The 26,263-nt window shown below is 61.0% G+C and carries 20 protein-coding genes and 1 pseudogene; 15 read left to right on the top strand and 6 right to left on the bottom strand.

Translation table 11 applies throughout. From position 1 onward, the window contains the following. Positions 1–25 precede the first annotated feature (25 nt). Positions 26–2,176, top strand: coding sequence for a beta-galactosidase (locus LPC22_RS04190; protein ID WP_229132578.1), 2,151 nt, complete (start codon positions 26–28; stop codon positions 2,174–2,176). 49 nt (positions 2,177–2,225) lie between these two features. Continuing rightward, positions 2,226–3,284: a LacI family DNA-binding transcriptional regulator gene (locus LPC22_RS04185; RefSeq protein WP_024627435.1), complete on the top strand. Its 1,059-nt coding sequence runs from the start codon at positions 2,226–2,228 to the stop codon at positions 3,282–3,284. On the opposite strand, the gene LPC22_RS04180 is transcribed toward LPC22_RS04185, so the two are convergent. Further along, positions 3,285–4,856, bottom strand: coding sequence for an MDR family MFS transporter (locus LPC22_RS04180; RefSeq protein ID WP_229132576.1), 1,572 nt, complete (start codon positions 4,854–4,856; stop codon positions 3,285–3,287). Positions 4,857–5,230: 374 nt separating this feature from the next. On the opposite strand from LPC22_RS04180, the gene LPC22_RS04175 reads away from it, so the two are divergent. From LPC22_RS04175 to LPC22_RS04155, 5 genes are all read left to right on the top strand, one after another. Beyond that, positions 5,231–6,334, top strand: coding sequence for a phosphate ABC transporter substrate-binding protein PstS (locus tag LPC22_RS04175; RefSeq protein WP_229132574.1), 1,104 nt, complete (start codon positions 5,231–5,233; stop codon positions 6,332–6,334). Next, entirely contained in the window at positions 6,331–7,284 is a 954-nt protein-coding gene (pstC, locus tag LPC22_RS04170; RefSeq protein ID WP_229132572.1) for a phosphate ABC transporter permease subunit PstC, read from the top strand. The genes LPC22_RS04175 and pstC overlap by 4 nt, the downstream gene beginning before the upstream one ends. Continuing rightward, positions 7,281–8,261: a phosphate ABC transporter permease PstA gene (pstA, locus tag LPC22_RS04165; protein WP_229132570.1), complete on the top strand. Its 981-nt coding sequence runs from the start codon at positions 7,281–7,283 to the stop codon at positions 8,259–8,261. The genes pstC and pstA overlap by 4 nt, the downstream gene beginning before the upstream one ends. 31 nt (positions 8,262–8,292) lie before the next feature. Further along, positions 8,293–9,072 carry a phosphate ABC transporter ATP-binding protein PstB gene (gene pstB / locus LPC22_RS04160; RefSeq protein ID WP_229132568.1) on the top strand — a complete coding sequence of 260 codons (780 nt, stop codon included), beginning with the start codon at positions 8,293–8,295 and terminating at the stop codon, positions 9,070–9,072. A 68-nt stretch (positions 9,073–9,140) separates the two neighbouring features. Continuing rightward, positions 9,141–10,127 carry an AEC family transporter gene (locus tag LPC22_RS04155; RefSeq protein WP_229132566.1) on the top strand — a complete coding sequence of 329 codons (987 nt, stop codon included), beginning with the start codon at positions 9,141–9,143 and terminating at the stop codon, positions 10,125–10,127. A gap of 4 nt (positions 10,128–10,131) precedes the next feature. Here the strand turns inward: LPC22_RS04155 and LPC22_RS04150 are convergent, their stop codons facing one another. Beyond that, a complete protein-coding gene (locus tag LPC22_RS04150; RefSeq protein ID WP_229132564.1) occupies positions 10,132–10,347 on the bottom strand; it encodes a hypothetical protein in 216 nt (71 codons plus the stop codon). A gap of 206 nt (positions 10,348–10,553) precedes the next feature. Between LPC22_RS04150 and LPC22_RS04145 the strand changes: the two genes are divergently transcribed. Continuing rightward, positions 10,554–11,954, top strand: coding sequence for an NCS2 family permease (locus tag LPC22_RS04145; RefSeq protein ID WP_024627443.1), 1,401 nt, complete (start codon positions 10,554–10,556; stop codon positions 11,952–11,954). Between the two features lie 193 nt (positions 11,955–12,147). Here the strand turns inward: LPC22_RS04145 and LPC22_RS04140 are convergent, their stop codons facing one another. The 4 genes and pseudogenes from LPC22_RS04140 to trxA form a co-directional block, all read right to left on the bottom strand. Then, complete coding sequence (locus LPC22_RS04140; protein WP_229132561.1) at positions 12,148–15,387, bottom strand: RCC1 domain-containing protein; 3,240 nt, start codon at positions 15,385–15,387, stop codon at positions 12,148–12,150. A gap of 72 nt (positions 15,388–15,459) precedes the next feature. Further along, positions 15,460–15,990 (bottom strand): annotated as a pseudogene (locus tag LPC22_RS08475) (InlB B-repeat-containing protein); the annotation flags it as partial. A gap of 272 nt (positions 15,991–16,262) precedes the next feature. Continuing rightward, positions 16,263–17,270: a resuscitation-promoting factor gene (locus LPC22_RS04135; RefSeq protein WP_121914427.1), complete on the bottom strand. Its 1,008-nt coding sequence runs from the start codon at positions 17,268–17,270 to the stop codon at positions 16,263–16,265. Positions 17,271–17,419: 149 nt separating this feature from the next. Beyond that, positions 17,420–17,764 (bottom strand): thioredoxin, encoded by a 345-nt coding sequence (trxA, locus tag LPC22_RS04130; RefSeq protein ID WP_121914428.1) that lies wholly within the window; start codon positions 17,762–17,764, stop codon positions 17,420–17,422. Positions 17,765–17,935: 171 nt separating this feature from the next. On the opposite strand from trxA, the gene LPC22_RS04125 reads away from it, so the two are divergent. The 7 genes from LPC22_RS04125 (at position 17,936) to LPC22_RS04095 (ending at position 26,251) form a co-directional block, all read left to right on the top strand. Beyond that, a complete protein-coding gene (locus LPC22_RS04125; protein ID WP_229132828.1) occupies positions 17,936–18,565 on the top strand; it encodes an NUDIX hydrolase family protein in 630 nt (209 codons plus the stop codon). Between the two features lie 23 nt (positions 18,566–18,588). Continuing rightward, a complete protein-coding gene (locus LPC22_RS04120) occupies positions 18,589–19,446 on the top strand; it encodes an alpha/beta fold hydrolase (protein WP_229132552.1) in 858 nt (285 codons plus the stop codon). After that, positions 19,443–20,480, top strand: coding sequence for an NAD(+) diphosphatase (gene nudC / locus LPC22_RS04115; protein WP_229132550.1), 1,038 nt, complete (start codon positions 19,443–19,445; stop codon positions 20,478–20,480). The genes LPC22_RS04120 and nudC overlap by 4 nt, the downstream gene beginning before the upstream one ends. An 81-nt stretch (positions 20,481–20,561) precedes the next feature. Next, positions 20,562–22,166, top strand: a complete 1,605-nt coding sequence (locus LPC22_RS04110) for a L,D-transpeptidase family protein (protein ID WP_229132548.1) — start codon at positions 20,562–20,564, stop codon at positions 22,164–22,166. A 39-nt stretch (positions 22,167–22,205) separates the two neighbouring features. After that, entirely contained in the window at positions 22,206–22,619 is a 414-nt protein-coding gene (gcvH, locus tag LPC22_RS04105) for a glycine cleavage system protein GcvH (protein ID WP_024627451.1), read from the top strand. Positions 22,620–22,629: 10 nt separating this feature from the next. Further along, positions 22,630–23,820 (top strand): App1 family protein phosphatidate phosphatase, encoded by a 1,191-nt coding sequence (locus tag LPC22_RS04100; RefSeq protein WP_229132546.1) that lies wholly within the window; start codon positions 22,630–22,632, stop codon positions 23,818–23,820. Positions 23,821–23,827: 7 nt separating this feature from the next. Next, on the top strand, positions 23,828–26,251 hold the full coding sequence (locus tag LPC22_RS04095) for a S9 family peptidase (protein WP_229132544.1): 2,424 nt from the start codon (positions 23,828–23,830) through the stop codon (positions 26,249–26,251). Positions 26,252–26,263: the final 12 nt, after the last annotated feature.

Here is a 26,263-nt window from a genome sequence, read left to right as displayed (position 1 = left end):
CAGAAACACGCAGACGGGATTAGGCATGAGCAAAACGGACCATCATGACCGTCGGCAGCCCCAACCACATAGACCTTACCGATGGCCGAAGGAGCCCAACGGTCATTCGGGAGGAATCTGGTTCGGCGGGGATTACAACCCGGACCAATGGCCAGAGCAGGTATGGACCGAAGATGTTGCGCTGATGAAACGGGCCGGCGTCACCATGGTGACACTGGGCATTTTCTCGTGGGCACGTCTGGAGCCCAGTGACGGAGTCTGGGATTTCGGATGGCTGGATCGGGTGGTGACCTTGCTAGGAGAAGCCGGTATCGCCGTAGACATGGCTTCGGCTACGGCCACGGCCCCATACTGGCTTTACCAGGCACATCCTGAGGTGTTGCCCGTGGAGGCGGATGGAACCCTGGTCCATCCGGGGGCTCGACAATCCTGGAGGCCTACCTCGCCTGTTTTTCGACGCTATGCCCTTCGCCTTTGCAGGGTCATGGGAGAGCACTTCCGCGACAATCCGACTGTGGTTGCCTGGCATGTAGGCAATGAATATGGATGGAACAACGCAGCCGACTACTCGCAGGATGCCTTGAAGGCCTTCCAAGGCTGGTGTCGCCGGCGCTATGGCAGCATCGAGGAGCTGAACCGGGCCTGGGGCAACGATTTCTGGTCCCAGCGTCTGCAGAACTTCGATCAGGTTCCCCTGCCTGAACATGCTGGCGTGCGTGATGCCTTCATCAATCCGTCGCTGCGTCTGGATTTCCGTAGATTCTGCTCAGATGCGCTGATGGATTTTTTCTGTGCCGAACGTGATCAGCTGCAGGAGCTCACCCCTGATAAACCGCTGACTACCAACTTCATGGTCTCGACAGACCAATGCGTCCTTGATTATGAGCGTTGGTCCCATCAGGTCGATTTCGTGGCCAATGACCACTATTTCGCCCATGGACCCGGACACTTGGATGAGCTGCTCTGCTCGGATTCACTGGTGGATGCCTATGCCCAAGGTCATCCTTGGTGTCTGATGGAGCATTCCACATCAGCCGTCAACTGGCGCAATTTCAACGCCTCCAAGCGTCAAGGCGAACTGATCCGGGACGCTCTGGCCCACGTAGCTATGGGGGCGGATGCGATCAACTTCTTCCAATGGCGGCAGTCCGCCTTCGGTGCAGAGGCCTTCCACTCGGCCATGATCCCCCACGCAGGGCCGGATTCGGCGATTTATGCACAGGTTGCCGATTTGGGAGGCATTTTGCGCGGACTTTCCCGGAGCGGACTGGCCGGGACCCAATTGGAACCCTCGTCCATTGCCCTGCTTTTTGATGCCGACTGCCAGTGGTCTATGGCTGATTCGACTCTGCCCGATTGTTCTGTAGATCATTGGCAGCAGGTTTATACCTGGTATCAGGCTCTGCTTGATGCCGGATACAGGGCGGACGTAATGCCACTGAGAGGGCAATGGGAGCGCTATGACGTGGTGGTGTTGCCGGCTCTGATTCTGCTGGATCAGGAGCAAGCCGGCCGTTTGCGCGATTATGTGAGCAGGGGTGGCCGGCTGGTGGTGGACTTCGCCAGTGGCATTATGGACGACCATATGCACGTCGGCCTGGGCGGATATCCTGCGGTTTTGCGTGATTTGACAGGTATCGCTTCCCAGGAGATGATCGCCTTGGGTACCAGTGACCAAGGCGGTGGATCCATCCTGGTATCAGAGGGCATTGAGGGCAATATATGGGTCAACGAGCCCTTGTACATAGAGGATTCGGTGAAGGTGCTGGCTCGTTATCAGGGGCGTCGTTCCTATGATCTCGACATGGTTGGAAAGCCTGCGGTGACTATTCATGGATATGGTCAGGGCCGCGTTCTCTATCTAGGGACGGGCTTTGCCAAGGAATCGCTGGTTTCGGTGATCAATCGGATCTTTCCTCCTGATTTTCTCACTGGCCCAACAGGGGTAGGGCTGCATAACGGAGGTGATGGTGACCCGAGGTTGGTGCACCTGATCAGATCCGGGCCACGGGGTCGGTATCATTTCTATTTCAATCGGGGATCGACAGTTGTCAGAGATGTGTCTACCATGGGCGAGGCCTTGGTGGTGCAACGAGCGACCCAGTGCAGTGGAGGTGGTTTATCCGGTAATCGGTACACTATAGGAGTGCATGGTGTGGTGGTCACCCGTCAGTAGATCTGATCGCCATAGTGCCTTGGAGGTTGTTGCATTCTAGGGGGTGCCTATGGCTACGGATGAAGGACGTCCAGGTAAGCGGATCACCTTGCGCGAGGTGGCCAGCAAGGCGGGTGTTTCGCTGAAGACCGCGTCCAATGTGATCAACGGCAATGGCCGTATGTCCAAGGCGACCCGTGCGCGTGTGCAGCAGGTGATTGACGAATCGGGATACAAGGTCAATGCCGCGGCCCGTAATTTGCACCGGAACAAAACCGGTATCATTACGCTGGCTGTGCCTTCGTTGACACCTCCCTACTTGGCCGAATTGGCTAATAGGGTCATCGACAGCGCCCGCCTGCGGGACTATGCAGTCTATGTCAGCACCTATGCCGAGGGGTCTGCCAAGGGTGCGCATGAGATTTTGGCATCCTTTAACAGCACCATCAGTGACGGCATAATCCTTTCTATGTCGGAGCTTGAGCGGTTCGCCGTGGAGGACCTGGATGTGCGCTACCCCTTGGTTTGTGTAGGAGCTCGCACTACCCATGGAGTGGCGGATCATGTCATGGTCGATGATGCCGAAGCAGCTCGCATGGCCGCGGAGTACCTGTTTGATCGATCGGTGCGCTCGCTGGCGGTTGTTGGTCTGCATGCGCCGCTCGACCAGAATCAGTTGGAGGCTGCAATCGAAGGCAATGCCGAATTAAGGATGAAAGGTGTGCTTAAGGCGGTCCATGCCAGGGGACTGCAGCTGGATGATCGGCTTCTGGGGGTTACCGGTTATGACTGGACCTTGGGCAGTGGGTACCTGACCATGCAGAGGATATTAGAGACGGGGGTGCCCTTCGATGGGGTGGTTGCTCTCAATGATCAGCTGGCTATCGGCGCACTCTCGGCTCTGACTGCTTACGGCAGAGCCGTACCCGACCAGGTCCAGATTATCGGGTTTGACAATATCGAAGAGTCGGCTTATCTGCAGACTCCGCTTACTACCATGGATTCCTGCTTGGGATGGATCTCGCGAACCTGCGTCGACCGCGTCCTGGGACGTATCGGAGGCAGAGCTACGGCTCCCCAGGATCTTGTCATAGGATCGCAGGTCATAGCCCGCAAAACCACTCGGTGATCAGTCCTGGGCCTTGGAGTCGGCGGGGGAGGCAGTGACGGCAGGTGTGTCGGTGTGGATGATGTGCATGTGGCGCAGGAGCATGCGGGTCATCTGACGGCCGGAGCCGGCGCCGTTTCCACGAACGCCGAAGTAGACCAGCAGAACCATGCCCAGGCAGATCAATGCCGAGATGCGCAGGGCCCACTGTACGCCGAAGATGTTGGCTGCGATCTGGGTGGAGTGACCACCGCCCATGGCGTTGTGACGCAGGGCGGTGATGGTCTCCATGAGAATGACCAGGATGGGTGCGCCGACAGCGCCGGCAATCTGACGGGCCGTGTTGGTAACGGCCGAACCAGCTGAAACATCCTTGGGAGCCAGGTTGTTCAGGGACCAAGTGGTCAAGGGCATCAGGGTGAAGCCCATGCCGATCTGGCGGATGAACTGGCAGATGGAGACCAGGCCGATCCAGGTGTTGGCGCCGATCATGCTCATGGCGATGGTGCCCAGCAGCAGAACCGAGCAGCCCGTCATGGCCACGGGCCGTGCGCCCCAGCGATCCAGCAGCCGACCGCCGAAGAACTGGGCGATGGCGGTGCCTATGGCTCCTGGCAGCATGACCAGACCGCTCATGGTGGCCGAGAAGCCGCGGTCAGTCTGGATGTACATGGGCAGGATGACGGTGACCGAGCTGAAGGCGAAGAAGGACATGGAGGCGATGATGGTGCCTACGGTGAAGTTCTTGATCCGCAGCACATGCAGGTCCAGCAGGGGCTTGTCGTGGTGGAGCTGGCGAAGTACGAACCAGATGATCCCGATCAGGCCTACCAACATGAAAGGCCAGGTCATGAAGGAGGTGATGGGGAAGTTCTCGATGTTGGTGAAGCCGAACATGAGGCCGCCGAATCCGAAGATGGACAGGGCCACCGAGAAGAAGTCCGCCTTGACGCTGGTATCGCGCTGGCCGAAGTTGCGCAGGCCGAAGATGGACAGGAGCAGCGCCACGGCCCCGCAGATGCTCAGGGTCAGGAAGATGGAGCGCCAGCCGTTGGCGTCGGTCTGCCAGCCGCCCAGGGTGGGGCCGATGGCCGGGGCCACACTCATGGCCAAGCCCACAGTGCCCATGGCCATACCGCGCTTGGCCAACGGATAGATGGAGAAGACGGTGATCTGCAGGACGGGCCACATGGTTCCCGTGCCTACGGCCTCCAGGATGCGGCCCAGCAGGACCAGGGCAAAGGTCTGCGACTGCCAGCTGAGCAGGGATCCCAGGGTGAAGACGGCCATGGAGGTGATGACGATCTGCCTGGTGGAGAAGCGTTTGGTCAGAAAGCCGGTCAACGGCACCATGACGCCCATGACCAGCTGGAATACCGAGGTCAGCCACTGGCCGGTGGTCAGGGTGATGTGGAACTCGTCCACAATGGTGGGCAGGGCCGAAGCCAGCTGCAATTGGGTGAAGTTGCCCAGGAAGGTGATGACGGTCAGGATGGCCAGCGACAGGAAGGCTTCATGGGTGAGCTTTCCGTTGACGAAGGCTCCATCCTTGCTGAGGGTCCGCCCTTGCTTGGCGAGCTCCTGCTTCCTCATGCACCACCACTTCCTTCGGGTTAGTCCTCACTGCGCATACCGCTCCCTGCGGTGCCGTCCTAGAAAGCAAATCAGGGCATACCGATACCGGTGACACTATGAAAAAGAACAAGAGAGCTAAGCGTCTGACAATGACCTTATGATATACCCGGCTGTGGATTGTGATTGGTTTTTTCCACATGGCTGACGCGGATGTGACGAGTTTGTCCGACGGCCAGCGTTTCCAGTATGCTGTGTGAGGCGGGCTTCGCTAATGTGAATACGGGAAAGTCCAACACGGGCTGATAAGGACGGACGTTTGAAATGAAACGGCGGTCAAGGTAGGTAGCATGCACGCACATGGTCATGGTCGTGGTAGATTTCCGGCCCTCCTCATGTCCCTGGCAATGATTATTCCCCTAGCGGCCTGCGGTGACAACGTCCCCATTGCAAGCAGCACAACAGGCAACACCGCAAATCAGACGCTGTTCCAGGGCGAGTTCGCCGGATCCGGCGCGTCCTCCCAGCAGAGCGCCGACGAGGCCTGGATAGCCGGCTTCCGCAAGCAGCATCCAGGGGCGCGTATTTCCTATGATCCGGCAGGTTCCGGTGCTGGTGTCAACGCCTTCCTTTCGGGTTCGACCATCTGGGCCGGAACCGATGCGCCGCTGACAACAGAGCAGCTTGAGCGCTCGCGTAAGGTCTGCGGTTCCGGTACGGCCTTTGACCTGCCCGTTTACGCCACTCCTATCGCCGTGGCCTACAATCTTCCTGATCTGTGGCCGAAGGGTTCAGGCGGCCATCTGCGGATGGATCCGGCTCTGATCGCCATGATCTTCTCCGGAAAGGTCACCAATTGGCGGGATCCGCGCATAGCGGCCCTCAACCCGGGAGCCAATCTGCCTGACCTGGACATCACCGTGATTCATCGTTCGGACAAGTCCGGCACCACAAAAAGCTTCCTGAACTACCTGCACGACACGGCCGGGTCCGCCTGGCCTTACCCAGCGGGCGAGAATTGGCCCAACGACCTGGGGCAGGGCGCCAAGGGCACTGCCGGAGTGGTCATGACCATGAACCAGGCGAAGGGCACCTTTGGCTATGCGGACGCAGCCCAGACCACCGGGCTGGGTACGGTGGCCGTCCAAGTGGGGAAGACCTGGCAGCCGCCTACGGCCAAGACCACGGCCAACCTGCTCGATCTGGCCCAGCGGGATCCCCAGGCCAGCCAGCCTGGACGGGTGGTTCTGGCTGTGGACCATCGCACCAGCCGGGAGCATACCTATCCCATCGTCCTGGTCTCTTACAACGTGGTCTGCACCGCCTATCGAGATGATTCAGACGGATCCAAGGCTCGGTTCGCCAAGGCTTGGCTGACCTATCTGCTGAGCGAGCAGGGCCAGCGCATGGCTGCGGCCAACGCGGGCAGCGCCGAGCTGGGGCAGGGGCTGCGCGGTCAGGCCATGGCTTCGGTGGAGACCATCGGGGGGAAGGCATGAGCGAGCAACCTGACGGGACCGCAACCCTGAACAAGGCCAAGCGGGTGGATAGGATTTTCAAGGTCTGTGCCACCGGGGCGGGCATCCTGATCCTGTTGGCCCTGGCTGCGGTCACTCTCTTTCTGATCCTGCGGGCCTTTCCAGCCTTCACTGGGGACCCGGATTCCCGCACCCAGGCCATCCTCTCCCTGAGCGGTGGAAGGGCGAGCAGTTTCCTGGGCTATGTGGGCCCGTTGGTTTTCGGCACCATTCTGATTGCCGGCCTGGCCCTGCTCTTGGCCTTTCCTGTCTCCCTGGGCATCGCCCTCTTCATCGGCTACTACGCTCCCGCCCGCCTGTCCACGCTGCTCAGCACGGTGATTGACCTGTTGGCCGCCGTGCCCTCGGTGATCTACGGGCTCTGGGGGGCTCTGGTCCTGGTTCCCAATATCACCGGCTTCTGGCGTTGGTTGTCCGTTCATTTGGGTTGGATTCCGCTCTTTTCCGGACCCGTTGCAGCACCGGCCCGGTCCGTGGCCACCGTGGCCCTGGTGTTGGCGGTCATGATTCTGCCCATCATCACCTCGGTCACCCGCGACATCCTGGTCCAGGCCCCTCGACTGCAGCAGGAGGCCGCCTTGGCCTTGGGCGCCACCAAGTGGGAGATGATCCGCCTTGCGGTTCTGCCCTTCGGCCGCTCGGGCATCATTTCGGCCTCCATGCTGGGGCTGGGACGCGCCCTGGGCGAGACCATGGCGGTGCTGATGATCCTCTCGCCCGGCTTCAGCTACTCCTTGCGGCTGCTCCAGGCTTCAAAAAGCCAAACCATCGCCGCCAACATCGCTGCCCAGTTCCCTGAGGCGGACTCCCAGGGTGTGGCCCTCCTTGTGGCCACCGGTCTGGTCCTCTTCATTATCACCTTTATCGTCAATTATCTGGCGCGTAGGATCACAGCAAAGGCGGGTGCATGATGGCAAACCGCACTGATCGTGGGCCGGTTATCGATTTTGATCGTTTCAGGCCAACCAGGTCCTCCATACGGGCCCGCAAGCGCAAGGACCGGCTGATGACCGTCCTGATCGGGCTCTCCTTCCTGGTCGCCCTGATTCCGTTGGTTTCGGTGCTCTGGGTCAGCCTGTCCAAGGGTGTGCGACGGCTGACGCCGGACTTCCTCACTCACAACATGAGCGGTGTGGTAGGGGGCAACCCCACGCCGACCGGGGGCTATGGCGGTATTCTGCACGCGGTAATCGGCACCCTGGAGATCACCCTTGGATCCATGGTCATATCCATTCCGGTGGGTGTCATGTGCGCGGTCTACCTGGTTGAGTACGCCCATGGAGGTCGCCTGGCCAAGGCCATCAGTCTCATGGTGGACGTGATGAGTGGGATTCCCTCCATCGTGGCCGGCCTCTTTGCCTTCTCCATGTTTGCCATGGTGGTCGGACCGGGTACCGTCAACGGATTGGCCGGTTCAGTGGCCCTCTCCTTGCTCATGCTGCCCACGGTGGTCAAGACCTCCGAGGATATGCTGGCCGTGGTTCCCAACGACCTGCGTGAGGCGGCCTATGCCCTGGGGGTGACCAAGCAGCGGACCATCACCAGCATTGTTCTGCGCACGGCCCTGCCCGGAATCGTTTCGGGCACTATTCTGGCCGTGGCACGGGTCATCGGGGAAACGGCGCCACTGCTGATAGCCTCGGGCTTCATCGCCACCACTAACCCCAACCTCTTCTCCGGAAGGATGACCACTCTGCCGGTCTTCGTCTACAACGAGTATTCCCAGGGGCTGGCCGTCTGCGGACCGGGCGCTGACCCGGGATGCCTGACCGACGTCCACATGCAGCGGGCCTGGGCGGCGGCCCTGGTGCTGATCCTTATTGTCCTGCTGCTCAACCTGCTGGGGCGGCTGGTTTCACGCATCTTTGCTGTTGGGCGGGCCCGTTGAGCGCCGCCATGAGAGGAACGGAGGCCGGAACATGGGCCAACGCATAGACATCAACCATTTGAACGTCTACTACGGCGACTTCCTGGCCGTCCAAGACGTGAACATGCGCATTCAGGCCAACAAGGTCACCGCCTTCATCGGTCCCTCCGGCTGTGGCAAGTCCACGGTCCTGCGCACCTTGGACCGCATGCACGAGATCACTCCGGGGGCGCATGTCAGCGGGCAGGTGCTACTGGAGGGTCGAGACCTTTACGGACCGGACGTGGATCCGGTCGAGGTCCGGCGGGACGTGGGCATGGTCTTCCAGAGGGCCAACCCCTTCCCGACCATGTCCATCCGGGAGAACGTCCTGGCCGGCATACGGCTCAACAAGAAGCACATCGCCAAGTCTGACGCCGACGATCTGGTGGAGTGGGCCCTGCGCGGGGCCAACCTTTGGAACGAGGTCAAGGATCGCCTGGACAAGCCAGGGGTTGGGCTTTCGGGCGGTCAGCAGCAGCGACTCTGCATTGCCCGTGCCGTGGCCGTCCACCCCCAGGTCCTGCTCATGGACGAACCCTGCTCGGCCCTGGATCCTATCTCCACCCTGGCTGTGGAGGATCTGATCAACGAGCTCAAGCGGGATTACACCATCGTCATCGTCACCCATAACATGCAGCAGGCCGCCAGGGTCTCGGACTATACAGCCTTCTTCAATCTCAAGGCGGTGGGTCAGCCTGGTCACTTGGTGGAGATGGACGACACCACTACCATCTTTTCCAACCCGCACGAGCCGGACACCGAGCGCTACATCTCCGGTCGCTTCGGCTGAGACAGAACCGGTCTGCGCCCCCGCCCGTCAGGTATCATGGTTCCGGCATCCACGGAAGGAGCGAGGGCATGGGAGTACTGCTGGAACCGGCCACCCTCTTGGGCATCATCCTGGTGGGCTACCTGTTCAAGCGTTTTGGACTCTTTCGTCCGCTGGACTATCGGGTGCTGCAGACCGTGGTGTTCGACCTGGTCCTGCCCGGGGCCATCATCTACTCCTTCGCCACCAATCCTCACGATCCCAGCCTGCTTCTGGTCTCGGCCTTTGCCTTCGTGGCCTCGCTGATTCCGCCCCTGGCCATTTTCCTGACCAGCAGGCATCGGCCTACGGCTCAGCGGGCTTTTCTTATGCTCAACGGATCGGGTTTCAACATCGGGTGCTTCTGTTTCCCCATGCTTCAGTCGCTGCTCGGCACAGCGGCTCTGGTTCCCGCCGCCATGTTCGACATCGGCAACTCGATCATGGTCTCTGCGGGGACCAACGTCATGACCCAGGGGCTTCTGCATATTCGACCCGGCCAGTCCCTGGATCCCGATGCGGGGGAACCGGTCAAGCTGGATGACCCTGATGCGCGCAAACTCCATCGCAAGGCCGCAGCCGTCTCCATAGCCAAGGGCTTCCTGAGCTCGCCCTCTTTCGACACCTATATGGTCATGGTGGGCTTCACGCTGGCCGGAATCTCGCTGCCGGACTGGTCGGCTCAGATCACCCGGCCATTCTCGGCGGCCAACGCCTTCTGCTCCATGCTTATGGTGGGCATGCTCATGGACTTGCCAGGAGGACGGGATGATATTAAGTCCGTACTGCAGATTCTGGCCTGGCGACTGCCCTTCGGCATCCTGTTCGCGACGGCCGCATGGTATTTGCTACCCTTCGAACCCTTGATCCGTCAGGCTGTGGCCTTGTGTTGTCTGGCTCCCACGGCGGTTTTCGCTACCATGTTCACTGACAAGGTTCTTGGCAACGCCCGTCTGGCGGGATTCACCCTGGCGCTGACTGCGGTAATCGGTGCGGTCCTCATGGTTTTGGCGCACTTGCTGATGGGCGCCCTCTGAGGATTCAGTCTTTCTTGTCGTCTTTCTTGTCGTCTTTGCCCTGGTCGTGACGCTCCTGCTCCTGGCGCAGGGTGCGGCCCTCGCGGGTGCGTTGTTTGTTGACTGTGGCGGCTGCAATCCGCTCGGCAGTGCGTTCATCCTGTCCACGATCGACTTCGCTGTCATGCACGTGCTGATACTGCTTCTGATCGTCCTGGTCCCAGTGATTGTTCCTGGCCATATGCCCCTCCTAGAAAGCGCAGTGCCCTTCAACTCATCCCCAGGTAAGGAAGGCTTCAGGGCCCTGCCGGTATGCCGATTATAGGTGAGCGGACAGTTCTGCGGCGGTATTGGAACTCAATAGGGGGGACTTGTAACAGAAAAAGCCGAGAGCTCGTGATATTCTTTCCTTGTCTCATCGCCAAATAAGACAATAAGGAATCGAATATGCATAAGCTATTTCGGCTTTCGGATAATAATACCACAGTCTCTACAGAAGTGGTAGCGGGCATCACCACCTTCTTCGCTATGGCCTACATCATCGTGGTGAATCCCTCGGTGCTTTCTACAGCGGGCATGCCTTGGGGCGCCGTCTTTCTCGCCACCTTGATCGCTGCCATCATCGGCACCCTGATCATGGGGCTGGTGGCCAACGTGCCCTACGGCGTGGCGCCAGGAGTCGGATTGGATGCCTTCTTCACCTTCACCGTGGTCAAGGGGCTGGGCTTCACCTGGCAACAGACCATGTGCATGGTCTTCCTGTGTGGCCTGATCAACATCCTGGTCACGGCAACCAAGCTCCGCAAGATGATCATCCAGGCCATTCCGCCTCTGCTTCAGCACGCCATCGGTGGCGGCATTGGCGTCTTCATCGCCTATGTGGGTCTGCTCAATGTGGGCATCATCAAGTTCACCCCTGACAAGACCTCGGCGGCCGGCGCCAACCCTGGGCTGACCACCTTCAACACCCCTGGGGTCATTCTCTTCGTCATCGGCTTGCTGCTGACCGTCTTCCTGCTGATCTTCAAGTTCAAGGGTCACCTGGCCTTCATCAACAAGGGCGCCTTTGTCATCGCCATCATCGTGGTCACGCTCCTGGGCATTCCCATGGGGGTCACCAGCATGGCCAAGTCGGTCGATCTGGGTCAGGCCTGGTCACAGTTGCCGCAGACCTTCCTGGCCATTTTCAGTCAGGATGGATTCCCTGCGCTCTTCTCCGACCCGGCCAAGCTGCCAGTGGTTCTGGTGACTATCTTCGCCTTCTCCCTGTCGGACACTTTCGACACCATCGGCACCTTTGTGGGCACCGGCCGGCGCTCAGGCATCTTCTCAGCCGAGGACGAGCAGGCTCTGGAAAACGGCCGAGGCTTCAGCTCCAAGATGGATAAGGCTCTGTTCGCCGATGCCACGGCGACCTCCATCGGCGCCCTCTTCGGCACCTCCAACACCACCACCTATGTGGAGTCCGCAGCGGGCATCGCAGCTGGTGGCCGAACCGGCCTGACCTCGGTGGTCATCGCCGCCTGCTTCGCGCTCAGCGCCGTCTTCGCTCCCTTGATCTCGGCCGTGCCTTCGGCGGCCACTGCGCCCGTCCTGGTCATTGTGGGCTGCATGATGATGAGTTCCTTCGCCGAGATTGAGTGGGGCGAGCTGTCTGAGGCCATTCCGGCCTTCTTCACGGCCATCTTCATGGGCTTTGCCTACTCCATCTCCTATGGTGTGGCCGCCGGCTTCATCACCTACTGCCTGACCATGGTCTGCAAGCGCAAGGGCAAGGAGGTCCACCCCATCATCTGGGCGGTCTCTGCCCTCTTCATCCTGGACTTCGTGCTCCAGGCTGTACTCTAAGCCAGGTTTTAGAATTACGAGCCATCCACAAGCATCATTCTTCAGAGCTGTTGCTCAGCAGTGCGGTTCGTCGTCATGCTGTTGTCAGGTTGACCTGACTGTTTGAGGGTGCATATATAGAGCGAATCAGGCACAGAGACCGCAGCAGGGCCCCGACATCTTTTAGTGGCGGGGCCCTGCTCGTTTATGCCTGTCAGTGCTTGTGCCGAGCGGCTGCTTTTCTGCCTTGTGTGCTTTGTGCTTCAAGGCGTTGCCGGTTGGCGGCCAGGCCAGCGACTGCGGCCAGCAAGCCGGTTAGGATGGTCACTAGGATGCCTGCCTCTCCGGTCAGGGGGAGGATGCCATAGTGGATGAAACGGAAGGCATTGGTCTCATCGTTGGGTTGTGGAGCCCCATTGAGTGTCCAAGCGATGCTGACAGTCGTGTCGCCGGCCTGGTGGTTCGGCGTAAGCACAGTCCAGGCGCCGTCCTTCTGCCCCGTGGAGCTTAGGCTGGTTCCTGAGGTGCCTCCGAATTGTACTGCGGACGGGGTGCCGAGTCTGAAGGGGAAGAGCACGTTGACAGGAGAATAAGTTGTTTGTGTCGCGTTGTTTCCCAGCCTTCCTTGGCTGTTGTTTCCCCACCCCAATGTGCTGCCGTTGGAGGCGATGGCCAGGGTGTGGCCAGTGCCGGCGCTGACCTTGACGAAGTGGTCAATGCCTGATGGATTGCCCATCTTTGTAGGCTTGTTCAGGCTGCCCGTGCTTCCAGTGCCCAGCATACCTGTTGAGTTTTGACCCCAGCCCCAGATGTTTCCATTCTGGTCCAGAGCCAGCGAATTGCCGCTAACTCTGCTGCCTGTCAACTGCGTGAACGTGTTGACGTTTGCAGGCATGGCTACCAGAGATGGGGCAGTCCTTGTGGTGGTGTCGCCCAGGCCGAGCTCTCCATTGCTGTTCCCGCCCCAGGTCCATAGACGTCCCAGATCATCAAGGGCGGAGGAGCGGCCGTTGCCGGCAATGATCTGAACAGGCTTGAAGCCGCCTGTCGGGTTGGTGCCCGGCTTGGCCTGGACAGGTGTGAAGGTGTAGCCATTAAGCGCCACATCGCTCGTATTGCCCAGGTCACCGTTCTGGTTTGATCCCCAGCCCCAGGCACGGCCCTGGGTGTCAGTTGCCAGAGAATGTGAGCCTCCCGCACTGACCTGTGCATAGCGGAATCCCGTCGTTTCGCCTTGCGGGGTTGTGACCTGGACGGGTCTGGTGGTGATCCCTGTCATCGCCACAGTGTCAGGGGAGACACCCAGTTTGCCGAACTCATTGGACCCCCAGCTCCAGGCTCTGCCCTGCCCGTCTACTGCGAGGACATGAGTGATTCCTGCACTGATGCCAGTGAGAGTGAAGTTTGTCGCCGTCATCCCGCTTGGGGCTTGCACGTGAATCGGGCTGGAGCTGTATGCAGATGAGCCATTGGTAGCAACAGTATTGTTGCCCAGCTGTCCGGAGCTGTTAAGACCCCATGCCCAGACGTGGCCCTGGTCATCCAAGGCCAATGAGAAGGCTTTTCCTGCACTGACCTGTGTGAATCGGTTCACGCCTGTCGGCTTGGGAATCTGAACCGGGGTTAAGCGGTCCGTTGTGGTCCCATCGCCAAGCTGTCCGTATTTATTGGCACCCCAGGAATAGACGTTTCCATCCGATCCGAGAGCCAATGAATGATCATCGCCGGCGCTGACCTGGCTGAACCTGATGCCCCGCACTGCAGGTGGTACCAGGGTCACCTTGGTCTGACCGCTGTCAGGACCCTGCTTGGGAGAGGTGGTCCATTGCCCGGTGCCTGCCGTCCAGTGGGCTGTCAGTTTCATGGGACCCTTGACGGGGGAAGAAAAGTCGTAGGCCGCATCGCCGTTGAACCAGCCATCAAATAGGAAGCCAGGTCGGATCGGGTCTTGATCCGGTCTGGAAGCCGTCTGGTCTTCGATGACTGACTGACTGCTGGGCTGGCTGCCGTCGGCCTTATCGAAAGTAATGACATAGGTGGGCGGGTCATAGGTGTAATCCAGGATGTCATCGGGTTGCGGACCATAGAGATTCCAGGTGATGGCCGTATCCACTCGACCCTTCCTATGAGCTGGTGTCACCACCTGCCAGTTTGTACCTGCTTTTTTGAGATTGCTGCCCAGTGTTTGGTCGAATTTGACCGCAGTAAGATCCGGTGTAAGCGGGAAGGCCGCCAGACCTGGTGTCAGCCTCTTGGCTTTGCTGTTGTCGTAACCTGTGGGAATGGTCGGATCACCTAGTTGGCCCCCGCAGTTCCACCCCCAGGTATACAGGTTTCCGTCTGACCCTAGGGCTAAGGATTGCTCCCATCCAGCGTAGAGCTGAACCCAGCTGGTTTCCTGTCCGGCCACTGAGGGTTTCGGTTTTTGCACAGGCCGCGGTCTGATGACGGTGCTGGTCTCACCGGTGGGTACGTCCGGAAAGCCCAGCTCGCCGTACCGGTTGACGCCCCAAATATAAAGATTGCCATCTGAACCGATGCCCATGCTGTGGTAGTCCCTGCCCATGACCTGCTTCCAGGTGAATCCTGCAGGTGTCCCATCGGGGCGCGGTATGAGCGTAGGTACATGCCTGTCTGTTGTGGTGCCGTCTCCCAGGCGCCCGCTGTCATTCCATCCCCAACCGTAAAGATCCCCATTCGTAGTGATGGCGAAACTGTAGTCGGCTCCTACGCTGAATTGCGAGAACGTGACCCCATTGGGCTGAAGGACTTGGGTTGGCGTCAAACGATCTGTTGTGGTGCCGTCTCCCAGGCGCCCATAACTGTTCCATCCCCAGGCATACAGTTTTCCGTCGGATCCCATGGCCAAGCAGCTGTATCGTCCCGTGGTCGCCCGGGTAAGGGTGATTCCCGCCGGCTTACTGACGGGGACGGGTTTAGTGCTATATGCAGCTGGATTGTTAGGGCCTCTCGGAACGCTGGTATTGCCGAGTTGTCCATATGAGTTCAGTCCCCATGCATAGAGATTGCCGTCTGATCCCAAGGCCACAGTGTGGTCCCACCTGGTGTTTGCCTGCTTCCAGGTAAATCCAGGCGCGGCCCCATCCGGCTTTTTCACCGGAGCAGGTCTGCTGCGGTTTTCGGTAGTTCCATCGCCCAGCTGTCCAGAAGCGTTGAATCCCCAAGTGTAGAGGTTGCCATCCGAACCCATGGCAAGGGCTGAATGATCACCAGCGTCTACCTTCGTGAAAATGAATCCTGCTGGTACATTGGCTGGTTTGGCTACTTTTATTGGGGCTTGGTGATCGATGTTTGTGCCGTCGCCCTGTTGACCATAAGCGTTTTTGCCCCAGGAATAGATGTTGCCGTCCGAGCCTAGGGCCAGTGACTGGGTGGATCCTGACGTGATCTGTGAGAATTTGATGCCCCGGGTTGCCGGAGGAGTTACCGTCACGGTGGTGCCCCCCGATATAGCTCCATGTGCAGGTGCCAGGGACCAATGGCCATCGCCGGTTGTCCATTTTGCGGTCAGCTTCAGGTTGCTGGTGACGGGCTGGTTGAAGTCGTAGGCTACCTGGCCAATAAACCAGCCGTCAAAGAGGTACCCGTGCCTGGTGGGATCGGTCGGACGTTTCGCCTGGCCTTCCGAAGGGACGGTCTGAGTGTCAGGGGTCGTTGTGTCAGCTTGTGCCGTGTCAAAAGTGACCGAACATTGATTATTTAGGCAGGGGCTTGTCGATCGGGTGGAAGGAGCAGGGCTTGCTGAGCCTAGTGAAGTGGGGGATGGAAAGGCGGGAGAAGGTGTTGTTTGGATAGGGGAATCCAGCTTTTGAGTTACTGTTGGCGTTGGAGCATTAGGGGGAGCTTGGGTTGAGCTAGGTATAGTAGGGGTCACCCCCTCAGCTTCATTTTCCGTGCTTTGCGATGCTGTCGGGGATGCGGTTGCATCCGCCTGCGCCAGGTCAATCCCCGAGAGGTTTCCCAATATCAACACTGAGGCGATAATGGCTGCAAGAGAAGCTACGCAGCATGCACGATTCCTATATGACGATTGCATACAGTCCCCTTTGAAAGCAACGGCGCATGCAACGTGGCATCTGCATCCCCAGCTCAATCCCCATGGCCAGCGTGCATGACGTTTCAATCAAAGTCAGCTTATATCATATGGCTCTGGAATACCAAGTCCTCGGTGATGCCTTTCCTTCTGCCTTGACGGTCGGATAGTCGGCAGGAAATCGGGACTGGTTGTTTTGGTATATACAAAAAGAAACTTCCGGCAAGCCGAACCAGCCTGCCGGAAGTTCTTGATTGAGTTTTATGAGAAAGGGATCAGTACCAGTTGGACGACTGGGATTGGGCCCACGCGCCACAGGGATTCCCGTAACGGCCCTGGATGTAGCCCAGTCCCCAGACGATCTGGGTGTGGGCATCGGTCTGCCAATTGGGGCCGGCCGAGGCCATCTTGCTGCCGGGCAATGCCTGGGGAATACCATAGGCGCCTGAGGGGTTGGCTGCGTTGGTCCGCCAGCCGGACTCCTTGTTCCACAGCTGCACCAGGCAGGTGAACTGGTCTTCGCCCCAGCCTCGGGAGGTGACCAGATCATGGGCGATGCTCTGGGCTTCGCCTACAGGGGTCGTGGTGGTGGTCGAGCCGGACTGTGCAGGGGTGCCACCGCCGGTGCCCACCAGGATCACCTTGTCCACGGGGACGGTCTTGACGAAGGATGCGAAGATGTTGCTGGTCAGGTGCTTGTTGCCGGCTGCGGTGACCAGGCTGGTGGTCTCCATGACACCGTTCTGTCCCTCGGTCTTGACCTTGGTGGTGCCTGACGGCAGGGAGTCGGTCTTCTCCTCGATGGTGTTGAAGGGGATGGGCGATTCGTCCGTCTTGACCTGGGCGTTGGCCCGGTCGATGCGGATGACGGTCTTCTCACTGACCCGGCTGGTCAGTGAGGGGGTAATCTGGTCGCCCGGCTGCAGGGTGATGTCTCCGGCCTCCAGGACCGATTTGACATTGGTGAAGCCGTTGCCCAGCACCACCTTGTTCTTTCCGTTGATCTGCACATTCACGTAGGAGGTATCGGAGTTGGCGCCGCCCGCACCATTGCGGATAGCCTGTCTGGTGCTCCCACGGGACACTGTACCCAGATTCTGGGTAGCGGAGTAGGAAGTTACGCCTGACTTGGCCGAGCTCTCAGTGGATGTATAGAAGTCGCGCGAGACGAAGCCCGCGCCAATAACCATGCCGAGGACGGTGACACCGGCAGCCAATCGCAGCCACTGACGCTTGGTCAGAGCCTTGACCGCACTCATCCGCCCTCTACGGTGGTTCGCCATTACTCTCCTCTGTTGGACCGACAGATCCTCAGTGATCAGTCGACTGGTCAGTTCCTATCGACCGCACGCTTCCGGCAGTGCCGAAAGGGTCACTGGACAAACACATCATTACTTTAGTGCAAAGTGGTCCCGGAACCAACTCGACTGACTCAAACCCGCGCCGGGGTTGACACATCGGCCTTGCGTGCCTGGTCGATCAGGTCGTCCAGGTCCGAAGACCTGAGCGCGCCGGCCTGCTTGAAGATGATCTGCCCCTGCTTGGTGATCATCAGCGTAGGCACCGCCTGGATGTCGGCGGCTGCGGCCAGATCCTGATTCTGGTCGATGTCCACCTTGCCGAAGACGATGTCGGTGTTGGCCTGCGAAGCCTTCTCGAAGATGGGGCCGAAGGCCTTGCAGGGTCCGCACCAGGTGGCCCAGAAGTCAATCAGCACCAGGTCGTTGTCCTTGATGGTTTGCTCGAAGTTATCCGAAGTAATAGTCGTGGTGGCCATGATAACGCTCCTTGAAGTAGTTTGACTGACGCGCGGGAAGCTCCCGTGCTTAGCAACCGCTTTCAATCCTCAGCATTCCATCAAGGCTGGAGAAAGCGCCCGAATATGCTCTGGGTGGAGATGTCCGGCGGGGTCCTGTGGGCGGTCAAGCCTGGTACGGATAATGGAACCATGCCAGTGCTGAACGACGAGATTCCTGACGATGACGACTTCGATGCCGATCGCGACCGTGGTGCCTTCTCACACATCACCCCGGAGGACTTCAACCGAGGCTTTTCGGGTTCGAATCCCCCTGGATGGCTGGATCGAGACGCCATCGACCGTGCGCGGCGCTGTCTGCCCATGCCCTATGTGGAGGTAGTGCCGGTTCGCGTGGATGAGATGAGCGCCGTCACCCAGGTGGGTACCCTTCTGCGTGTGGATGATCAGGGCAACATCGAGCGCACCCTGATCACCGGGCGGATTCTTTACCACGAGACCATCAGGGAGGCTCTGGCCAGGAACATCGCCAAGGATCTGGGCCAGCTGGCCCTGCCTGTGCTGCCTGCCAGCCCCCAGCCCTTCACCGTGGCTGAGTTCTTCCCTACGCCAGGGGTCTCGGAGTATTACGATCCGCGCCAGCATGCCATTGCTCTGTGCTATCTGGTGCCGGTGGCCGGGGACTGCAAACCCCAGGATGAGACCCTGGATGTGGAATGGATCGAGCCCAAGGGCGACATGCTGGAGTCCTTCATAAGCCAGATGCCTGGTGGGCACGGCAAGGTGCTGATGAGCGCCCTGACATGGGCCGGTGCGCTGTGAGCCGTGAATCCTTGGAGGCGGGCATGACCATTGCCAATACCGTATATCGACAGGGGGAGGGGCTCCCCTTGGTGCTGGTCCATGCCTTCCCCGTGGACCATCGCATGTGGGATCGGTGTGCGGCCTCGCTGATCGACCAGGCGGATCGTGCGGGTACGGCCCCCTTCCCTGTCTATGCTCCGGATATGCCCGGGGCAGGCGATTGTCCCCTGCCTGAGCCGGCGTCCTGTGGTCCAGCTGACTCTGATGGCGCCCTGCCTGGTGCCCTGGATGCCATGGCTCAGGCCTTTGTAGACATGGTCGCCGCCACGGGGGCGCAGAAGGCCATCTGGGTCGGACTTTCCATGGGAGGCTACCTGGTCGAGGCCGTAGCCAGGCTTTACCCTCAGATGGTGGCTGGGCTGGCCCTGTGCGATACCACCATGAAGGCTGACCGCCCGTCCTCCCGAGCCAACCGGCTGCAGATCGCCAGAACCTGCGAGGTGGAGGGGACACTGGATCCGGTCATGCACTTCGCCAGGCCCCAGGAGGGCGATTCCACAGTCAAGCGTTCGCCCGCTTTTGTACAGACCATGACCGAATGGATACAGTCCCAGGACCCCCGGGGCATCGCCTGGCGTGAACGGATGGCCGCAGGCCGCCCGGATCAGAGTGATCTGGTCGGCCGCATCAGAGTGCCTGCGGCCCTGGTCAGCGGCCGCTGCGATCCCTCTAGCCCTCCACGCACCATGGAGCCTCTGGCTCAGGCCATGCGTCAGGCCGGAACCGATGTCACTTTTACCGCCATCGACGACTGTGGCCACTTCAGCGCCGTCGAGCATCCAGACCAGGTGGCCGCTGCCCTGCTGGACCTGGTTCAACGCGTAGGGAGGCAAGCATGAGCGATCCTGAAACGGTTTTTTCCCCGCTGGCCCTTACCGGGCCCCTGCCCTTTTTGCCTTTGGCCCAGGGGGATGTGGACTATGACACGGCATCACGGCAACAGCCCGGGTTGCTTGACCGTCTGCTGGACCAGGAGGGTACCAGTGTCATCCTGGTTCGGGGCGGGAAGGTGGCCGTGCCTAGGGGCAAGGGGGCCTTGGCTGGTCGCACCGGGGCCAGCATCCGTCTGGCTACCCTGCCCGCTGCCTACTTGAGGGGTCCTCTGGCAGGCTCGACGGGCCAGTTTGAGCCGCCCTGCTACTATCTGGGGAAGGCCGACCGTCAGGCCTGGCTGGCCCTGGATCTGGATCTTGCCTGCACCGGTCAGTCTGTCCAAGGTCCTCTTCGTGACCTGGCTCAGGCCGCTGACCAGCGCTTCGATTGGCTGGCCCTGCGCGAGTATGCTCCTCATGGCCGTCCGCGGCAGGTGGGCCTGGCAACCTGCGCGGTCGCCCTGTCCGTGTGGCATGGACGCCAGGCCTTCTGCCCCCGCTGCGGTGCTCCGGTCCATCCCAGCCAGGCTGGATGGGCTCAGATCTGCCAGGGGAGTGCATCGGGAGACAGGCACACGCTCTTTCCCCGCATCGAGCCCGCAGTGATCATGGCCGTGGTGGACAGCCACGATCGGCTTCTGCTCCAGCACAATCGGCAGTGGGCTCCCGGTTTTCGTTCAGTCACTGCTGGATTCGTCGAGGCCGGGGAGAATCTGGAGCATGCAGTCCGGCGGGAGACCCTGGAGGAGGTGGGCCTGAACCTGGGTGAGATGCGGTACCTGGGCTCCCAGCCCTGGCCCTTCCCATCCTCCCTTATGGTGGCCTTCAGAGCCAGATCCATGAATACGGACATCCGGGTGGATGGTCAGGAGACCGATGCCGCCGACTGGTTCACGCGGGAGGAATTCGGCGCTGCTCTGGCCTCGGGCCAGTTGCGCATACCACAGGCGGCTAGTGTAGCTAGGCACATGATTGCACAGTGGTATGGCAGCGAGCTCTGACCCATTTGGGAAGTCCCGTGCTTTCGGACCTGGTCCTGTCGTAAGATATTGCAGGGAACTGTAAGCAGCGAAAGGTGTGCTATGGCCATGGAGGGGCAAGAAGAGCCTCGTATCTCGGACGTCGACCAGGCCGAAACTGTGACCATGCCGCCGACGACGGGCGACGGGCCCGACCCTGTGGACCTGTCCGCTGATAAGCAAGCGAATCGGGCACTGGGCGCAGGTCCCGCCCACGAAGCCCAGTCGAGCCGTCATCGGGGGCGTACCATCCTCGCCCTGCTACTTCTGGCTGTGTTGCTTCTGGTAGGGTGCTGGTTCGGCGCCCGTGCCTTCTTCCGTGATCGGGTGGCTCCCGGCGTCACCTTGGGCGGAAAGATGATGATGGGCCGGACCAGCGACCAAGTCCGTCAGATCGTCAAACAGCAGGTGCGTGACTCCCAGGTGGAGCTTAAAGGCGAAGGGGCCTCCGCGCGGGCTGGGCTCAAGGATTTGGGTGTGAGCGTGGATCAGGATGCCACGGTCACAAGGGTCATGACTGCCAAGGGCTCCGCAGGTATTTCCCGGCTCAACCCTTTCCATAGCGAATCTGTACCCTTGGTGGCCGAGCAGGACCAACTGGCCATGAATAAGTATCTGACCGAGCACTTCATCGACCGCCAGGACCGTTCCGTTCCCTCCACTATCGTCTTTGATTCCGGCGCTCACGCTTTCAGGGCCCAGGAGGGGCGTGGCGGCAAGGGGCCCGAGCTGGGCCGTGTGCAAAATGCTGTCTCCTCCCTGATAGACAAGCCCGGCAGGCGGCTGGCCGTTGGGCTGGTCTACAAGGACGTGGGCATGCCCATCAGTCTGGATACCGCCAATCAGGTGGCTGCTCAAGCCAATCAACGGCTGGCCAAGGATCTGGTCATCAAGGGGACCGATGACGATGTCATGACTGTTCCGGCCGCCACCGTGGCCACCTGGGTCAAGCCGGTGACAGACCTCGGCAAGGGGACCATGGAGCTGGGCTTCGATCGGCAGGCCATCCAGCAGTATCTGGACCAGGAGCTGGCCCGGCATCTGGATCGGGATATGGTCACCGCCGTCAACGTCAAGAACACCAAGGGCGAAGTGGTAGCCGAGACCACCAAGGGTGTGGACGGGGTTCGGGTTTCGGATGTACCCGCCACAGCTGATCTGGTCGTCAAGGCCCTGGTCCAGGGTGACACGAACCCTGTCCAGGCGCGTGCCGAGGTCACCCCGCATAAAGAGCAGACGCGTGTGGCCCGCTATGACGTGCCTGACGGCGACATCTGGATCCGGGTCAACCTGAGCGATCAGACCGCCACCGCCTACCATGGCACCACCGAGGTCAAGACCTTCCCCATCTGCTCGGGCAGCCCCTACGACGGCGACTGGTCAGATACAGGCACCTTCTTCATCAATGTGCGTTACACTGTCCAGACCATGCGCGGCCCCGGCTACGTCTCGCCCAATGTCAGATGGGTCTCCTACTACAACGGCAGCGAGGGCTTCCACACGGCCGACTGGAACTACGGGGGCATCGCCAAGGGCGACCCCACCCACTACGGATCCCACGGCTGCATCAATATGTACGAGCAGGATGCCAAGTGGATCTACGACAACGCCCCGGCCGGGACCATGGTCAAGGTGGAGGGGCAGGTTCCGCCGGGTCCGGCCCGGTAGATGCACCTGTCGCGGCAGACGGTCGAGTAGGCTGGAACCATGAGCGATGAACACAGTGATGGAACCTCCCGTTTGGACGTGCCCGACCACCTGCGGTATTCCCAGGATCACGTCTGGATCGACCCCAGTCAGTCTCCTGCGCCTATGGGCGTGACCGAGTATGCGGCGGATCAGTTGGGAGACCTGGTATTTTTGGATCTGCCTGAGACCGGCACCCACGTCGATGCCGGCGACGAGGTCATCGAGCTTGAGTCCTCCAAGGCGGTGGAGCCGGTGGTCTGCCCAGTGGCGGGCACCATCGCCTACGTCAACAGGGCGGCCTCGGACGATCCTGAGGTCATCAATTCAGACCCATATGGGGAGGGCTGGATAGCCAAGATCGACCTGGAGGATGACGAGCCCGATCTGATGAGCGCCGAGGAGTACGGTCAGCTGCTGAAGAGCCTGAACTGACGGTTTGGGCATGACCAGGCGATCCGGCCGTGACGGAGGGCCCCTGCGGGTCCGATCGGTCAGCACCACCTTCGATTCAGCCGCGCCTGGGGAGGGCATCGAGAGCAGACCTGCTCCGGTGCGTCTGCTGAGGCATCTGGTAACGGGCGCTTTCGACCTCTGGGTGGGGCTGTCCATCAATATGACCGGCCGCATGGGCTGGTCGGCCGACGTCCAACCCTATGTGGGTTATGGTACCGAGTCATACTCCCGGCTGATTTGTCGCACTATCCTGACTGACGGCCGCAGACGCGAGGATCCGGCCATCCGAGGCATTCGCGGTCTGCTGACCGTACCCGCGCCCCGGACCAGGGTCAGGCTGGCCATCGACAGCACCGCCATCGGGAGGGTTCAGGTGGGCGATTCCTCGGTCTACGATGCCGTCGATCCCAGCCGCAGCCTGAGCGCGGATGCGGTCTTCTCCGACCGATCGGGCTACCTGGATCTGGTGGCCGAGCATCGGCTGACCCCAGGCGTGCACCGGGTCTCCTACCAGGTGCGGGGCCGCAGGCCTGTGGACGCGCCGCTGTACATCGTGCCAGGCCAAACGCCGGTTGGCGTCATATCCGACGTGGACGACACCATCATGATCAGCCAGGTGCCCAATCATTGGAAGGCTGCTTGGAACCTGCTCCTGTCAAATCCGCACCGCAGGTCCTCGGTGCCGGGCATGGCCGTGCTCTACAACCGCATCCGCGACCTGGATCCCCGGATGCCCTTTTTCTACCTGTCGGCCTCGCCCTGGAATGTGGAAGGGTCCATACGCGGCTTCATTCGCGACCACGGCTTTCCGGCCGGCCCCCTGCTGCTGCGGGATCTGGATCCCAGGCCCAAGACCTTCGTGCCCTCCATCGTGCAGCACAAGATGGAGTTCATCCACCAGCTCATGGCCGACTTCCCTCGGATGCGCTTCGTGCTCATGGGCGATGACGGGCAGAGCGACCCCGCCACCTTCGCCCAGGTGGTGCGCCAATATCCGGACCGGGTCTCGGCCATCGGCATCCGCCAGCTGAGCCCCCAGGAGACCGGGTTGGGATCCTTGTTCAAGCGCACGGCCACCCAGCCGATGCCGGTGACGCAGGTGCCGGTCTTCTACGGGACCACGGGCGCCAACCTGATGCGAACCCTGCTGCCCTATCTGCGTCGTCGCGCCAGAATATAATCGCCCCATGAGTTTTTCGGCCGTCAATCCCGCGCCTCCTCGTGCACAACGCCGTCCCGCTGATCGATGCTTCCATGGGGATCACTTCGAAGATCCCTACGAGTGGATGCGCAACCGGGAGGATCCTGCCACCAAGGCCTATGTGCGCGACCAGAACAGCTACTGCCAGGAACGGCTGGCCGGCCAGAAGGGTCTGCGGGCCACCCTGCTCAAGGAGTTCACCGACCGGGTGCAGCAGACCGACATGTCGGTGCCAACACGGATGCACGGCTACTGGTACTTCTCCCGGACGCTCAAGGGCCAGGAGTACGGGGTGCAGTGCCGTCTGCCGGTGCGCGGCCAGGATGACTGGGATCCTCCAACGGTTCAGACTTCATCGGCGCCCGGGTCCATGCCGGGCGAGGAGGTCATCTTCGACGCCAACGCCGAGGCTGAAGGCCACGACTTTTTCTCCCTGGGTTGCCTGGATCTGAGCGCCGACGGTCGATGGATGCTCTACGGACTGGACACCAGGGGCAACGAGCGTTACGACCTGCGCATCCGGGATCTTTCCCAAGGCCGAGACCTGCCTGATCGGATCGACCAGGTCTCCTCCGGGGCAGTGCTGACCCCCGACGGCCGATGGGTCTTCTACACCGGCCTGGACAAGGCCTGGCGTCCGGACACGGTCTGGCGGCATAAGGTGGGCACTTCGGCCGACCAGGATGTCCTGGTCTACCAGGAGGGCGACGAGCGTTTCTGGGTGGGGCTGGGCCTCAGCTACGACGAATCCGCCATGCTGATTGCCACCGGGTCCAAGACCACCAGCGAGGTGCTCATGCTGGACCTGAAGGATCCGCAGGGCGAGTTTGTGCCCTTGATCCCCCGCAAGGAGGGGGTCGAGTACGACATCAGCCTGGCCAGATTCGAAGATGCCGGTCCGGCAGGGGAGGACCTGCCGGTGGCTGTGGTCTACCACAATGTCAACAACCCCAACTTCGAGGTGGATCTGATCGATCTGCGCAGCCACCGTCCGCCTTTCCGTCTGGGAGAAGGGGTGCGGCTGGCTCAGGGCAGCCCCTACGGCTGCGAGCGCTCCGGAGACCTGGCATCCCTGCCGCCCGAGAAGCCCTTTCGGGATCCGGGCAATCCCGACATTCTTCAAGGCGCTCGCGGGCTGGGCATCGAGGGACTGGGCATCCACCGCAGCTTCGTGGTCCTGACCTACCGGGCTGACAGCCTGCCTCACATGGCTGTTATTGCCAAGGACCAAGCACTTGAAGATCTGCGGGCGGGTCGGCCCTGGCGTTTCCGCGAGGTCCTGCCCGATCAGGCCATGGACGGTATTGACCGTCTCTACAGCATCGGCCCCACAGACAACCCCTCCTACCAGGCCCCAGGGCTGCGCTACATCCGAGGCAGCTATGGGACCCCGGCCGAGCTGCGGGAGCTGGATCCGGTCCGGGGTGTGGACCGATTGCTCAAGCGGGCCCGGGTGCTGGGTGATTTCCGGCCTGAGCGCTATGCCGAGCGTCGGGTTCTGGTCCGTGTCAGGGATGGCGCTCTGGTGCCGGTCTCCCTGGTCTGGCGGCGGGGGATGCATCCGGGGCTGGATGCCTGCGGGAGGACCGGGGCTGATGACACGGTCATCCAGGCCCCCGACCATCCCGAGCGCCGTCCCTGGCCAGACCATGATCCGGACAGTTCTGCACCCATGTTCATCACCGGGTATGGAGCCTACGAGATCAGCCAGGATCCGGGCTTCTCCACCGGCAGGCTCAGCCTGCTGGACCGAGGCGTGCTCTACGCTGTTCCCCATGTGCGCGGCGGCGGGGAGATGGGCCGCGCCTGGTACGAGCAGGGCCGCCGGCTGCACAAGGTCAACACCTTCCTGGACTTCATCGACGTGACTGCCGCCCTGCAGGCCCAGGGCTGGGCGGATCCGCGTCATACGGTGGCCAACGGCGGGTCGGCCGGCGGGCTGTTGATGGGGGCCGTGGCCAACATGGCCCCTCAGCTCTATGCCGGCATCGAGGCGGATGTGCCCTTCGTGGATGCGCTGACCAGCATCCTGGACCCGGACCTGCCGCTGACCGTGACCGAATGGGACGAGTGGGGAGACCCCCTGCATGATCAGCAGGTCTACCGGTATATGCGCTCCTACTCGCCCTACGAGAACGTGCCTGACGCTGATAGCAGGCGCCGGCTCTTCGGCAGCGACCACTTCCCTGCCATCCTGGTGACCACATCCATGAACGACACCCGGGTGCTCTACGTGGAGCCGCTCAAGTGGGTGGCCAGGCTGCAGGAGCCGCAGGTGGGGGCCGATGCGCTGATCAGAATCGAGGTCCAGGCAGGCCACGGAGGCATCAGCGGACGTTACCGGCAGTGGGAGGAGCTGGCCTTCGAGAATGCCTGGTGCCTGTCCATCATGGTCCCTCAAAGCTGCTGAACCTGGCCTGTC

This window comes from Bifidobacterium mizhiense, from assembly GCF_020884755.1.
GTDB lineage: Bacteria > Actinomycetota > Actinomycetes > Actinomycetales > Bifidobacteriaceae > Bombiscardovia > Bombiscardovia mizhiensis.
This window is presented reverse-complemented; position numbering and strand designations above follow the sequence as displayed.